The 13892-nt window shown below is 67.2% G+C and carries 10 protein-coding genes; 8 read left to right on the top strand and 2 right to left on the bottom strand.

Features of this window, described 5'->3' with window-relative positions; all coding sequences use genetic code 11:
• Nucleotides 1-35 precede the first annotated feature (35 nt).
• Nucleotides 36-2666, bottom strand: a complete 2631-nt coding sequence (locus tag QE394_RS10700; RefSeq protein WP_056081496.1) for a trehalase-like domain-containing protein — start codon at nucleotides 2664-2666, stop codon at nucleotides 36-38.
• Nucleotides 2667-2936: 270 nt separating this feature from the next.
• Entirely contained in the window at nucleotides 2937-3929 is a 993-nt protein-coding gene (locus tag QE394_RS10695; RefSeq protein ID WP_261619831.1) for an LLM class flavin-dependent oxidoreductase, read from the bottom strand.
• A gap of 169 nt (nucleotides 3930-4098) precedes the next feature.
• Between QE394_RS10695 and QE394_RS10690 the strand changes: the two genes are divergently transcribed.
• The 8 genes from QE394_RS10690 (at nucleotide 4099) to QE394_RS10655 (ending at nucleotide 13623) form a co-directional block, all read left to right on the top strand.
• Entirely contained in the window at nucleotides 4099-4980 is an 882-nt protein-coding gene (locus QE394_RS10690) for an aldo/keto reductase (RefSeq protein WP_349034474.1), read from the top strand.
• A 49-nt stretch (nucleotides 4981-5029) separates the two neighbouring features.
• Complete coding sequence (locus QE394_RS10685) at nucleotides 5030-5728, top strand: type 1 glutamine amidotransferase domain-containing protein (protein ID WP_056081500.1); 699 nt, start codon at nucleotides 5030-5032, stop codon at nucleotides 5726-5728.
• A gap of 244 nt (nucleotides 5729-5972) precedes the next feature.
• The gene (locus tag QE394_RS10680) at nucleotides 5973-6953 is read left to right on the top strand and encodes an ABC transporter substrate-binding protein (protein ID WP_349034473.1); all 981 of its coding nucleotides are present in this window, start codon (nucleotides 5973-5975) and stop codon (nucleotides 6951-6953) included.
• A 151-nt stretch (nucleotides 6954-7104) separates the two neighbouring features.
• Complete coding sequence (locus tag QE394_RS10675) at nucleotides 7105-7701, top strand: N-acetyltransferase (protein WP_056081504.1); 597 nt, start codon at nucleotides 7105-7107, stop codon at nucleotides 7699-7701.
• Between the two features lie 75 nt (nucleotides 7702-7776).
• The gene (locus tag QE394_RS10670) at nucleotides 7777-8376 is read left to right on the top strand and encodes a TetR/AcrR family transcriptional regulator (RefSeq protein WP_261619835.1); all 600 of its coding nucleotides are present in this window, start codon (nucleotides 7777-7779) and stop codon (nucleotides 8374-8376) included.
• A gap of 348 nt (nucleotides 8377-8724) precedes the next feature.
• A complete protein-coding gene (locus QE394_RS10665; protein WP_349034472.1) occupies nucleotides 8725-10221 on the top strand; it encodes an aldehyde dehydrogenase family protein in 1497 nt (498 codons plus the stop codon).
• Nucleotides 10222-11871 carry a GMC oxidoreductase gene (locus QE394_RS10660; RefSeq protein ID WP_349034471.1) on the top strand — a complete coding sequence of 550 codons (1650 nt, stop codon included), beginning with the start codon at nucleotides 10222-10224 and terminating at the stop codon, nucleotides 11869-11871.
• A gap of 153 nt (nucleotides 11872-12024) precedes the next feature.
• Nucleotides 12025-13623, top strand: a complete 1599-nt coding sequence (locus QE394_RS10655) for an APC family permease (RefSeq protein WP_349035399.1) — start codon at nucleotides 12025-12027, stop codon at nucleotides 13621-13623.
• Nucleotides 13624-13892: the final 269 nt, after the last annotated feature.

The raw sequence follows: 13892 nt of genomic DNA, 5'->3' as shown, positions 1-13892 counted from the left end.
TTCCTTCCACTCTAGGTACCCCGGACAAACGCTGCCTACCGTCCGGCCTGGTGCGCGTCCAGGAGGCGGGCACAGCGGATGAAACCCAGATGGGAATATGCCTGCGGATGGTTGCCCAGGTGGGTCTCGGTGCCGGGGTCGTATTCCTCCGGCAACAGCCCGGTGGGCCCGAAGAGGGTTACCAGCTGGTCGAACAGGTCCCAGGCTTCATCGATGCGGCCCACGGCGACATAGGCCTCGATCAGCCACGTGGTGCAGATGTGGAAGCCGCCCTCCAAGCCCGGCAGGCCGTCGTCGTACCGGTACCGGAAGACTGTTGGCCCCACCCTCAATTCCCGTTCCACGGCAGTGACCGTGTCCAGGAAGCGCTGGTCGGTGACATCCAGCAGGCCGGAAAGGCCGATGTGCAGGACGGCGGCATCTAGGTCCGGGCTGTCGTAGGCCACGGTGTAGGACTTGGCCGATTCGTCCCAGCCCTCCCGCAGCACCTCATCCCGGATGGCGGCGGCCATGGGAGCCCAGGCGGGGTCCGGCTCCCTGCCGTGCCGGTCAGCTGTCCGCAGTGCCCTGTCCAGGGTCACCCAGCACATCACCTTGGAGTAGACGTGGTGGCGTGCCGGGCGCCGGGCTTCCCAGATGCCGTGGTCCGGTTCATGCCAGCGAGCCAGGACTGCCGAGGCCATCTGGACCATCAGCTCCCAGTGCCCGTCGGCGAGTGTGCCCTCTCTCGAACTCAGGGTATGGATCAGCTCCGCAACAGGGCCAAAGACGTCCAGCTGGACCTGGTGGTCCGCCGCGTTTCCGATCCGGACCGGGCGGGACCCGGCGTAGCCCGGGAGGCTGTCCACCACGGCTTCCGTGGACAGCGGCGAACCGGTGACGGAGTACAGCGGATGGAGCCACTCCGGGCCCGGGGCATGCTCAAGAATCCGCCCCAGCCATCCAAGGAAACCAACGGCCTCCGCGGTGGAGCCAAGGTCCGCCAGGGCATTGACAGTCATGGACCCGTCCCGCAGCCAGCAGTACCGGTAGTCCCAGTTCCTTGTTCCGCCGATGCCTTCGGGCAGGGAGGTGGTGGGGGCGGCGAGGACTGCGCCAGTGGGTTCGTGGACCAAGGCACGGAGCACCAGTGCCGAACGCCGTACCAGCGAGGGTTTCACGGACGGGAGGGCGAGTTTCTGCACCCACTGGCGGGCGTGAAGGGCCACCTCGGCCCGGCGCTCCGTCTCCCCCTGCGGGTCTGCGGGACGGGGTTCCGTGTCACCGCAGCGCAGGTTGAGCACCACGGGCCCGGACTGGAGATTCACCGATGCCGTGGCCGTCCCGTGCCTGCCGTCCGAGGTAATGCTGAAGGTCACGCCCGGCGCGAAGAGGATGATCGGTTCCGACGTGCCCACCACATGCAGTTCGTCGCCGCGGGCCTCCATGACGAACGGGGCGTTGGCGTAGTCCGGCCGCGGTGCGAAGGTGATCCGGGCAGCTCCGGTGCCGGTCAGCACCCGGACCAGGCTGGTGATGCCGTCCGGGGCAGGTTCGAGGTAGTCGGTGACCGTGACGTCCGCCCACCGGGTTTCGACGATCATGGTGCTGTCCACGTAGCGCTGGCCCAGCACCTGTGATGCCTTTGCCGGTTCCACGGAGAAGTGGCCGGCCGCGTCACCGCCCAGGATGTGGGCGAACACCGAGCCGGAGTCCGGCAGCGGGTGGCTCATCCAGCAGACCTTTGCGTCCGGTGTCAGCAGTGCGGTGGAGGAGCCGTTGCCGATCATGGTGTGCCGTTCGAGGCCCACGGCGTCCTCGCCGAACAGCCAGGCCCGCCGCAGTTCGAAGAGCAGGGCAAGGACCCGGGCAAAGGACTCGGGGTCGCGGAGCCGGTGCGCCGCTGCGGTTTCGCCGCCGCCGACCCGCAGGCCCAGGTCCGGGCCGCGGAGGGTGGCGATGGCCAGTTCGTCGCTGTCGGCGTCGCCAGCGAACATGGCGGCACTGGCGCCGAGCCGGGACCGGAGGGTCTCCAGTGCCTCGCCCTTGGACGGCTCCACCACCGACAGGTCCAGCACCGAGCCGTCCACGATGAAGAACAGTCCGTGGGCGCGCGCTATCTCCCGGGCAGTTTCGGTTACCGAGGCGACGACCTCTGCCGGGGCCGGACGGGTGTGGACCGAAACCGCCACCGGTTTGCGCTCAATCCAAACGCCGCTCTGGAACCCTACGGCCTCGTTGAGCGCAGCGTTGACCTTTTGCAGGACCGATTCGGTGGCCAGCGTCTGGGTGTGCGCGAAGCCCATGTCCGACTCCGCGCCGTGAGACCCGATGAGGTGGACCTCCACGGGGAGGCGGGACACCGCCGCCAGGTCCCTCAGGGAGCGGCCCGAAATGATGGCGGCGTGCGTGCTGGGCAGGGCGGCCAGTGCCCGCAAGGCGATGGCGGCGCTGCCCAGCGGGAGGATCTCGGTGGAGATGCCTTCCGCGTCGCACAAGGTGCCGCCGTAGTTGCAGGCCACCAGCAGCGCAGGAACACGTGCCAGAACCTTCAGTTCGTCCAGCAGCGCCGGGGTCAGCCCGCTGTCCGCCGCATCCGCCTGGACAAACGACCGGAGCACCTCCAGCGGAAGGGAACGGGTGAGCAGGGCGGAATCCGCCACGCTCTGGTTCAATGGCGTGGGCATCAGGGAACCCCTTCGAGGCAGAACCAGGCCGGGACTGCAGCCGCTGGGTCACCTGCGGACTACCGGTTGGCGCCCCTCCCGGAGATCCTGGCGGATTTCCCGGGGGGAGCAGTTCCCATCGTCATCCCCTGCGGTTTCTCCTGAATATCCTCTTCATTGCGTATGTGTAAAAGTCCGGGCCACACGCCGGATCCGGGGCGACGCTACGGTCGGCCGCAGCGCAGGTCTCCACGCAGGCCACCTGCGCGTTGACCTGCGCGGACGGGCAGCTCAGACGCGCGCCAGCCCGGCCACCTCGGCCAGCAGTTCCACCGAGCGCAGCCGGGCGTCCGTGCCGGTGCTCTGGTGCGCCACGATGAGTTCGTCGGCGTCGGCGTGCCTGCCGAACCCGTCAAGGTAGTCCAGGACGACGTCGGGCGTTCCCACCGCCGAGTAGGTCATCATCTGCGAGACGTGCTGGCCCTGCGGGGAGTCGAGAATCATGTCCGCCTCATCATCGGTGAATTCCCGGGTCCCGCCGCCGAAGAACAGGGACACGCGGGCCCGTTTGGTGGCCTGCATCATCTCCTGCGCCTCAGAGGCGGAATCGGCCGCGATCACGTTGACTCCGGCGATCACGTGGGGGGCCTCCAGCTGCGCGGAGGGCTTGAATTCGCGGCGGTAGACGGCCACCGCGTCTTTCAGTGCGTTGGGGGCAAAGTGCGAGGCGAAGGCGTACGGCAGGCCCAGCTGCGCGGCGAGCCGCGCACCGAACAGGGATGATCCCAGGATGTAGAGCGGGACGTTGGTGCCCTTGCCGGGGGTTGCCTCCACGCCCTGGATCCGGGTGGGTCCGGTGAGGTAGCCCTGCAGTTCCAGGACATCCTGCGGGAAGCTGTCGGCGGACATGGGGTCGCGCCGGAGGGCCCGCAGGGTGTTCTGGTCGCTGCCGGGGGCACGGCCCAGGCCCAGGTCGATCCGGCCCGGGTGCAGGGTTTCCAGGGTGCCGAACTGCTCGGCAATGGTCAGCGGCGAGTGGTTGGGCAGCATGACCCCGCCGGCGCCGAGCCGGATGCTTTCGGTGTGCGCGGCCACGTGGGCGATCAGCACACTGGTGGCGGACGAAGCGATGGACGACATGTTGTGGTGCTCTGCGTACCAGACCCGCCGGTACCCCAGTTTCTCGGCACTCTGCGCCATGGCCACGCTGCCCGCGAAGCTTTCCGCCGCCGTCTGGCCTTTGCCGATGGTTGCCAGGTCAAGGATGGAAAGCGGGAGGGTCACGTCGGGTGCCGGCCTTTCGGAGCGTTGCGTGCGGAATATCGTTGCGTCGTCGCGCCCGCCGGAATCGCGGCAGGCACAGAGGGCATAACCACGGCGGCACCCGGCTTATTTCTGTGATCTGCGGAATACCCAGCACACTGATGATGTTGCCGCCCCTATGAGCCCAGACATGAAGAGCACAGAGACGAAGAGCACAGGGACAACGAACCAGTCCGCCACCATCGACCTCAAGGACCTGGGAACCGTGCAGCGGCTCGGCTTCGGTGCCATGCGCATCGTGGGCGACGGCGTCTGGGGCGAACCCGCGGACCGGGCCGCCGCCGTGGCCGTGGTGCGCCGCGCCGTCGAACTCGGCGTCGACTTCATTGACACCGCGGATTCCTATGGCCCGAACATCAGCGAGGAAATCATCGCCGAAGCCCTGCACCCCTACAAAGACGGCCTGAGAATCGCCACGAAGGTGGGATTTACCCGCACCGGGCCCAACAAGTGGGTCCCCGTGGGACGGCCCGAATACCTGCGCCAGCAGACTGAACTGAGCCTCCGCAAGCTGAAGGTGGACACCATCGACCTGCTGCAGCTGCACCGGATCGATCCGAAAGTGGACGCCGAGGAACAGTTCGGTGTGCTGCGTGAACTCCAGGACGAGGGCAAGGTCCGGGCGCTGGGCCTGTCGCAGGTCAGCGTGGCCGAACTCGAAGCCGCCGGAAAGCATTTCACGGTTTCCACCGTCCAGAACCGCTACAACCTGACGGACCGCAGCTCCGAGGACGTGCTGCGCTACTCCGAGGAGAACGGCATCGGCTTCATCCCGTGGGCCCCGATTTCCGCGGGCGAACTGGCCCAGCCGGGCGGCCCGCTGGACGAGGCCGCAACGCGCCTGGATGCCACCACCTCGCAGGTGGCGCTGGCGTGGCTGCTCCGGCGTTCCCCCGTCATGATGCCCATCCCCGGCACGGGATCCGTCAGCCACCTTGAGGAGAACATCGCAGCGGCGGGCATCACGCTCGACGACGACACGTACGCTGGGCTGGAAGCTGCCGGCAAGTAGCGGCGGCTTTCCACGCAGTGCCCAGCAACACAACAGGCAGGAGAACAGCATGGCTAACGTTTTGATGGTTGTTTCAGCAGCCGATTCCCTCACCATGAAGGACGGCAGCGAACACCCCACCGGCTTCTGGGCTGAAGAACTGGTGGTCTCGCACCAGACCCTGGTGGACGCCGGACACACTGTCCACCTCGCCACACCGGGCGGTGCGAAGCCCACCGTGGACCAGGTCAGCCTGGCCGCAGATTCCGCCGGCGGCGAGGAACGCGCCGAGGGCTTCCGGGACTACCTGGCCAAAATCGGCGCCGAGCTGTCGCAGCCCTTGGTGCTCGCCGACGTCGACATCGCTTCCTACCACGCCGTGGTGATGCCCGGCGGGCACGGCCCGATGGCAGACCTCTACAAGGACGCCGACCTGGGCCGCCTGCTGGTGGCCGCGGACAAGGACGGCAAGGTCATCGCGCCGTTCTGCCACGGCCCGGCGGGCCTGCTCAGCGCAACGGACGACGCCGGGACGTTCACTTTCGCGGGACGGCGCCTGACGGTCTTCAGCAACGAAGAGGAACTGAACGGCGGCACGGGCGAGAACACGCCCTGGCTTGTGGAGGACGCGCTGAAGGAGAAGGGCGCGATCGTCAACAACGCCGCTGCCTGGTCTTCCCATGTGGTCCGCGACGGGAACCTGATCACCGGCCAGAACCCGCAGTCCAGCGAGGACGTGGCCAAGGAAGTCATCAAGGCCCTGGGCTGACAGGCTTCCGGGTTTCCGCCGGGATGGCCTGACGCCGATGTATTGACGGAGGGGACCAGCTCTTATGAGCTGGTCCCCTCCTTTGGTGTACGCGGATTGTGACCGCGGCGGTCCCCGCGTTAACTGCGGTTACTCCCCGTATCGCCCGGTTTCGGGGCCTTTGATTCTGCCGGTGGCACTCCCGGATAGTTGCTGCAACGCGCATCATCCGTCGCATCAACTTCGTACCTCCAAGGAGGAAACCATGGCCATCCCCACGCCGAAACCGGCCCTTATCGCGGCCCTGGCAGTGTCCCTGCTGGGCCTGGCCGCATGCGCCGATCCGGGCGCGACGGCGGCGACAGCACCGACGTCGGAGGCTACCGCCACCGCAGCCGGCAAGACCTTCAACCTGTCCCCCGAGCAGGACCGCTTCAAGGTGGACGTGGACCAGGCAGCGGCCGCGCAGGTGCCCGACGCCATCAAGGCCGACGGCAAGCTGACCGTGGTGACCACCGGCGGCACGGCCCCGCTGAGCACGTTCGCCTCCGACAACAAGACCCTGATCGGCAGCGAGGTGGACATCGCCTACGCCGTGGGCGAGACCCTCGGCCTGCAGGTCGAGGTCCTCCCCGTCGCGTGGGCCGACTGGCCGCTGGGCATCGAGTCAGCCAAATACGAGGCCGTCCTCTCCAACGTGACCGTCACCGAGGCCCGCAAGGAGAAGTTCGACTTCGCCACGTACCGCAACGACCTGCTCGGCTTCTACGCCAAGAGCGACTCGGACATCACCGAGGTAAAGGAAGCCAAGGACGTGGCGGGCAAGCGGGTCATCGTTGGCTCCGGCACCAACCAGGAAGCCATCCTGGTGCGCTGGGACGAGGAGAACAAGAAGAACGGCCTCAAGCCGGTGGAGTTCCAGTATTACGACGACGACTCCGCCTCCGGGCTGGCCCTCCAGTCGGGCCGTGCGGACCTGACGTTCGGCCCCAACGCCGGCGCTGCCTACAAGGCGGCGAAGGATGGGAAGACCAAGCAGGTGGGCACCCTGGAGGGCGGCTGGCCGCTGAAGGCCGAGATCGCGTTCACCACCAAGAAGGGCAACGGCCTGGCTGTCGCCGCGCAAACCGCCCTGAACCACCTGATCGACGACGGTACCTACGCCAAGATCCTGGACCGCTGGGGCCTGTCCTCCGAGGCAATCCCGAAGTCCGAACTGAACCCGGCGGGCCTGCCCAAGAAGTAAGCGGACCGCCGACGAATGGATCCCCGCCCAGCACCTTCGGGTGCGAGGCGGGGATTCTTCATTGCCCAGCCATGGCGCAGCGGCGCCGCCGTCCCTAGTCTTAGGACTATGGGGCCGCGAGGCTGATTGCGTGGTGGCACTAGGAGTTCCGGTGGAAGTACTTCTCCCTGAGTATCTGAGCTTCGATTACCGCTGCCAGTTCCGTGGGATACCAGGCGTGCACCATGACCCGGACGACTATCCCCTCGTGTGGAACGTCAGCGTCAGCGGCCGCACCTGGGATGACGCGGACGACGGCGGCGACGGCACGGAAGTCCGCGTCGGCGAAGCGGAACTGTATGTTGTTCCGGACGCCGGGATCATCGACCTCTTCCTGACCCTGGACGCTGTGAACCAGCACGTCGCCGCAGTGGGTGAAATGCTGACGATCAACCGCCCGGACCTGGTCAAGGACCTGGCCCTGGGCGGGGATCTGCTGATCCTGTCCAAGCTGCACGTGGCGCCGGAATTCCGCAGGAACAAGCTCGGCCACGAGATCCTGAAAGCCGTCCTGAGCAGCGTGGGCCGGTCAGCGTCCAAGGTCATCCTCGAAGCAGTCCCGGCGCCCGCGGAGAACGCACCTGCCGAAGGAACGGCCGGGTACGAGGCCGCGAAGGCGTCATTGCGCCGGTACTGGGAAAGCTTCGGCTTCCAGGCCGCCCACGGGGACTATCTGGTGTTCGAAGACATGAACGGCGTCGTCGACTGACCACCCAACCGCAACACCACGGCTGAGGAACAGGGGAAAGTGCACTGCCGGCAAGTTTGGCAATAGTCTGGCCAGATGGGGACTAAAACCGTGAACTCCGGCGAGCAGCTTGACAGGCAGTCCCGCATCCTCGAAGCGGCCCTGGACCTGCTGTCCCGGCACGGGATCTCGGGCGTGAGCATGCGCTCCGTCGCCCGGGAGGCCGGTGTCGCCCTGGGCCTGGTGAACTATTACTACGACGACAAGACGAGCCTGATCCGGGCGGCCCTCCACCGCGTCGACGAGCACGACCTCCTGCTGGTCACACCCGATCCGGACTCAACTCCCGACGAACAGCTGCGCACGGCCCTGCGCCGGGTGGCGGGTGCGGATCTGCTGACCACCAAATACCTGTCGCTGCGCCTCCATCTCTGGGCCCTCGCCCAGGCCGATGAGGGCTACGCCGAAATCAATGCCGCCGCCTTCGACCGGTACATCGACGGCCTCGCCACTCTCGTGGCCAATGCCAGGCCCGGGCTCACCTGGGCTGAGTGCCGGGAACGCGCGTCCGATGTTGTCGTCATCCAGAACGGGATGTGGCTGACCTCCCTCCTGGGCGTGGACAAGGCCTCCATCCAGCGCAGCATCCAGCGCACCGAGGACATCGCCTTCGGCCCTGCACCGGACGCCGGCTAGGCAGAAGCGCCACAAACCCTCATCCTCCAGTCACATTTGAACGAGTGTTCAACCTGCTATTGAACACTCGTTCAACATGCATTACTGTCCTTCTATGACGTACGCCACACCTGCCCGGGTTTCTGCTGACGGGGCCCGGCACTTCACCCCCCGCTCCGCGCCGCGCTAAGCCCGCCGGCCCGAAAACCCCGGCGCGATGTCCGCACCACGGACATCGCGCACCGCAAAAGTCACCTCCGCAGCACAGCCGCCGCGCCCTCCGGCGCTGCTCCGCCGTGCCCGCGGCACGGCTGCCGCACCATCCGGGGAGCGCCGGTACGGCCCCTGACCTACCACTTAGGGAGACACATGACAGATACAGCAACCACCCTGTTCATCAACGGATCGTGGGAGGCCGCCGCGTCCGGCGCCGTCCGTGAAATCCGCAACCCGGCCGACGGCGAACTGGTCGCCACAGTGTCCGAGGCAGGCCGGGAGGACGCGGAGCGCGCCATCACAGCCGCCCGTGCCGCCTTCGACTCCGGCGCCTGGTCCGGCGTCCCGGCACCGGAGCGCGGCGCATTCCTCCTCAGGGTCGCCGCCGGTCTGCGGGAGCACCGCGAGAAGTTTGCCCGTGCCGAGTCCCTGGACACCGGCAAGCGGATGGTGGAAAGCCGCATCGACATGGATGACATTGCCGCCTGCTTCGAATACTTCGGCAGGCTCGCCGGGCAGCAGGCGGGGCGCATTGTCGACGCCGGAGATCCCGCCGTCGTCAGCCGGATCGCCTACGAACCCGTGGGCGTCTGCGGCCTGATCACGCCATGGAATTACCCGCTCCTCCAGGCCGCCTGGAAGATCGCCCCCGCCCTGGCCGCCGGCTGCACCTTCGTCCTCAAGCCCTCCGAGCTGACCCCGTCCACCAGTATCCTGGCCATGCAGCTGCTGCAGGACCTCGGCCTGCCCGACGGCGTGGCCAACCTGGTCACCGGGACCGGCCCCGAGGCGGGCGCACCCCTTTCGGAACACCCCGCCGTCGACCTCGTCTCCTTTACCGGCGGCCTGGAGACCGGCAAACGCATCGCCGCAGCCGCTGCCGGCACCGTGAAGAAGGTGGCGCTGGAGCTCGGCGGCAAGAACCCCAACGTGGTGTTCGCGGATGCTGACTTTGACGCCGCCGTCGACAACGCCCTCAACGGCGCGTTCGTCCATTCCGGGCAGGTCTGTTCGGCCGGCGCCCGGCTGGTGGTGGAGGAATCCATCGCCGATCGTTTCGTGGACGAACTGGTCCGCCGCGCCCGGGGCATCCGGCTGGGCGGCCCCTTCGACGAGGACGCCGAATCCGGGCCGCTGATCTCCGGCGCCCACCGGGACAAGGTCAACGCGTACGTCCAACGCGGCGTCGAGGAGGGTGCACGGCTCCGGACCGGCGGCGCGGCACCGGATGGCGAAAAGTACGACGCCGGGTTCTACTACCAGCCGACAGTCTTGGACCGCGTCACCCGGGGGATGTCCGTGGTCACCGACGAGGCGTTCGGCCCGGTGGTCACCGTGGAGACCTTCCGCACCGAGGACGAGGCCGTGGCCACCGCGAACGACACCATTTACGGGCTTGCCGGCGCGGTCTGGACCCAGGACGCCGGCAAGGCCCAGCGGGTGGCCGGCAGGCTCCGGCACGGCACCATCTGGATCAACGACTACCACCCCTACCTCCCCCAGGCCGAGTGGGGCGGCTTCGGCCAGTCCGGCGTCGGCCGCGAGCTGGGCCCCACCGGCCTGGCGGAGTACCAGGAAGCCAAGCACATCTACCAGAACACCAGCCCGCAGGTCACCGGCTGGTTCGCTGACCACAGCAAGGAGAACTAGATGCACTTCGACAACATCGACGACGCCACGCAGCGGGAATTCGACTACGTCGTCATCGGCGGAGGGTCCGCCGGCGCCGCCGTGGCCGCACGGCTGAGCGAGAATCCGGACGTCACCGTGGCCCTGGTGGAAGCCGGCCCGGACGACCGCAACCTGCCCGAAATCCTGCAGCTGGACCGGTGGATGGAACTGCTCGAATCCGGCTACGACTGGGACTACCCCATTGAGCCGCAGGAAAACGGCAACTCCTTCATGCGCCACGCCCGCGCCAGGGTGATGGGCGGCTGCTCCAGCCACAACTCCTGCATCGCCTTCTGGGCCCCGCGCGAAGACCTGGACGAGTGGGAGTCCAAGTACGGAGCCTCCGGCTGGAACGCGGACGCCGCGTGGCCGCTGTACAAGCGGCTCGAAACCAACCAGGATGCCGGCCCGGACGCACCCCACCACGGGGACTCCGGCCCCGTGCACCTGATGAACGTGCCCCCGGCGGATCCTGCCGGCGTCGCGCTCCTGGACGCCTGCGAACAGACAGGCATCCCCCGCGCCAGGTTCAACGCCGGCACCACAGTGGTCAACGGCGCCAACTTCTTCCAGATCAACCGCAGGGCTGACGGAACCAGGTCCTCCAGCTCGGTGTCCTACATCCACCCCATCATCGAGCGGGACAACTTCACTCTCCTGACCGGCCTCCGCGCCCGCCAACTGGTGTTCAACGCGGACAAGCGCTGCACCGGCGTCGACGTGGTGGACGGAGCGTTCGGCCGCACCCACCGGCTCTCCGCGCGCCACGAAGTCATCCTGTCCACCGGCGCCATCGATTCGCCCAAACTGCTCATGCTTTCGGGCATCGGCCCGGCCGAACACCTCGCCGCCCACGGCATCGAGGTCCTGGTGGACTCCCCCGGCGTGGGCGAGCACCTGCAGGACCACCCCGAAGGCGTGGTCCAGTTCGAGGCCAAACAGCCCATGGTGCAGGCCTCCACGCAGTGGTGGGAAATCGGCATTTTCACCTCCACGGAGGAGGGCCTGGACCGCCCCGACCTGATGATGCATTACGGCTCCGTCCCGTTCGACATGAACACCCTGCGGCACGGCTACCCCACCACGGAAAACGGCTTCAGCCTCACCCCCAACGTCACCCACGCCCGCTCCCGCGGCACGGTCCGCCTGCGCAGCCGCGACTTCCGCGACAAGCCGATGGTGGATCCCCGCTACTTCACGGACCCGGACGGCCACGACATGCGCGTCATGGTGGCCGGCATCCGCAAGGCCCGCGAAATCGCCGCCCAGCCCGCCATGGCGGAATGGACCGGCCGCGAACTCTCACCCGGCGCCGCGGCGCAGACGGACGAGGAGCTGCGGGACTACATCCGTAAGACCCACAACACCGTCTACCACCCGGTGGGCACCGTCCGGATGGGGGCGGACGACGACGGGATGTCACCGTTGGATGCCCGGTTGCGGGTCAAGGGGGTCACCGGGCTCCGGGTCGCCGATGCGTCCGTCATGCCCGAGCACGTCACGGTCAACCCAAACATCACGGTCATGATGATCGGCGAGCGCTGCGCCGACCTGGTCCGGGCAGACCTGGTCCGCGCCGGCAGCTCCGCGGCAACGGCAGAGGAGGAATTCGCCCCTTCCTTCGCCTGACGGGCACGGCTCCGCGGCAACGGGCTTAATATGGCCACGCCGCGTGCACGCCGTCCTTTCGACTCAGCCGCGCCCCAGGGCGGCCGATCCCATCGTGCTTTTCTGATTTAGGAGTCCACAGTGGAACCCAGCAAGAGTATTGATTCAAGCGGCATGGACGAATTTGGCTACACCCAGACCCTGGACCGCAGCATCGGCAAGTTCGCCAGCTTCGCTGCAGGCGTCAGCTACATTTCCATCCTCACCGGCGTTTTCCAGCTGTTCTATTTCGGTTTCTCCATGGCCGGCCCCGCGTACGCGTGGTCCTGGCCCATCGTGTTCGTGGGCCAGCTGATGGTGGCTCTCTGTTTCGCCGAGCTTGCCGGCCGCTACCCGGTGGCCGGTTCGGTGTACAACTGGGCCAAACGGCTGGCGTCCGGGACGTCGTCCTGGCTGGCCGGCTGGCTGCTGCTGCTGTCCTCCATCATGGCGCTGGGATCGGTGGCACTGGCACTGCAGATCACGCTGCCGCAGCTCTGGTCCGGCTTCCAGTTTGTTGGAGACGGTACGGGCCCGTTCGATTTCGCCATGAACGGCGTAGTGCTGGCCACCATCATGATCACCATCTCCACCCTGATCAACGCCTTCGGCGTGAAGCTGATGACGCGGATCAACAGCATCGGCGTCTTCGTGGAGCTGGTGGCTGCGGTGCTGCTGATCCTCGCCCTCGGCTGGCATGTGGTGCGCGGGCCGGAGGTCTTCTTCGATACCGCGGGCTTCGGCGAAGGTCACGACCTAGGTTTCTTCGGCGTCTTCCTGATCGGGGCCATGGCCTCCGGCTACGTCATGTACGGCTTCGATACGGCAAGCTCGCTGGGTGAGGAGACCAAGGACCCCAAGAAGACGGCACCCAAGGCCATCCTCCGCGCCGTCACGGCGTCGTTCCTCCTGGGCGGGCTCATCCTGTTGTTCGGCATCCTGGCCGCACCGGACCTCACCGACCCCAAGGTGGGCTCGGCCGACGGCGGCTTGCAGTACATCGTGCTCAGCGTCCTGGGCGGCCCGTTCGGCAAGGCGTTCCTGGCCTGCATCGTCGTGGCGGTGGTGGTGTGCACCCTGGCCGTCCACGCCGCTGCGATCCGGATGATGTTCGCCATGGCCCGGGACAACAACCTGCCGTTCAGCCGGCAGCTCAGCAAAGTGGACCCGGTCCGCCGTACCCCCACCGTGGCTGCCATTGTCATCGGAATCCTGGCGGTACTCCCGTTGCTGATCAACGTGATGCAGCCGGCCATCTTCACCATCCTCTCCAGCATCAGCATCGTGCTGATCTATCTGTCCTACCTGCTGGTAACGGTGCCCCTGCTGCGAAAGCGGCTCCTGAAGAAGTGGCCACTGGCCGATGCGGACGGTGCCGAGCCAGGGTTTTGCATGGGCAAGTGGGGGCTGCCCGTGAACATCCTCGCGGTCCTGTGGGGTGGCGCCATGACCGTGAACCTGATCTGGCCGCGGCCGGAGATCTACAACTCGGTGCCGCCCTTCGAGTGGTACCTGCAGTGGGGCGGCGTGATCTTCGTGGCTGCCGTGACCGGCGGCGGGGCCCTGCTGTACCGGCTGAAGATCAGGCACCAGACGGGCGTGCTGGCCGAGCACGCCGCCGCAGTGGCGGCCCACCCGTCCGCAGGCCCGGCTGCTGGCGCTGTCCCGGCTGAATCTCTTCCGGCTGACGCTGTTCCCGCTGAGGAGGGGGCCGTCGCGGTCAAGGTGCCCTAGGCGGCGCCACCGCTGACTGCACAACGCACAGGGAAGGGCCGACGACGGCACGCGCCAGGCCGTCGTCGGCCCTTCCTTGCCGCCCGCGTGCAGTAGAGATTTCGATGCTTTTTTACGCTGCCGAACCGGCGCTGGACGGGCCAATCAGCCGCCATGCCGCGGCGCCCTGCCGTACTCCGATGTCAAGACATTTCTGTGGCCGCGGCCACGCGTTTGTAACTACTTGACAGTCGGCGTGGCATAGGTCACGCTGTTGCACATCATGATTG

Source organism: Pseudarthrobacter sp. SORGH_AS 212, assembly GCF_030818145.1.
GTDB lineage: Bacteria > Actinomycetota > Actinomycetes > Actinomycetales > Micrococcaceae > Arthrobacter.
Note: the sequence above shows the minus strand (reverse complement) of the source record. Positions and strands in the feature narration are given on the sequence as shown.

Excerpts from the sequence above, each read along its gene's own strand:
- QE394_RS10700 (WP_056081496.1), bottom strand. The coding sequence starts at position 2,666 with ATGCCCACGCCATTGAACCAGAGCGTGGCGGATTCCGCCCTGCTCACC.
- QE394_RS10690 (WP_349034474.1), top strand. The coding sequence starts at position 4,099 with ATGAAGAGCACAGAGACGAAGAGCACAGGGACAACGAACCAGTCCGCC.
- QE394_RS10685 (WP_056081500.1), top strand. The coding sequence starts at position 5,030 with ATGGCTAACGTTTTGATGGTTGTTTCAGCAGCCGATTCCCTCACCATG.
- QE394_RS10680 (WP_349034473.1), top strand. The coding sequence starts at position 5,973 with ATGGCCATCCCCACGCCGAAACCGGCCCTTATCGCGGCCCTGGCAGTG.
- QE394_RS10670 (WP_261619835.1), top strand. The coding sequence starts at position 7,777 with ATGGGGACTAAAACCGTGAACTCCGGCGAGCAGCTTGACAGGCAGTCC.
- QE394_RS10665 (WP_349034472.1), top strand. The coding sequence starts at position 8,725 with ATGACAGATACAGCAACCACCCTGTTCATCAACGGATCGTGGGAGGCC.
- QE394_RS10660 (WP_349034471.1), top strand. The coding sequence starts at position 10,222 with ATGCACTTCGACAACATCGACGACGCCACGCAGCGGGAATTCGACTAC.
- QE394_RS10655 (WP_349035399.1), top strand. The coding sequence starts at position 12,025 with ATGGACGAATTTGGCTACACCCAGACCCTGGACCGCAGCATCGGCAAG.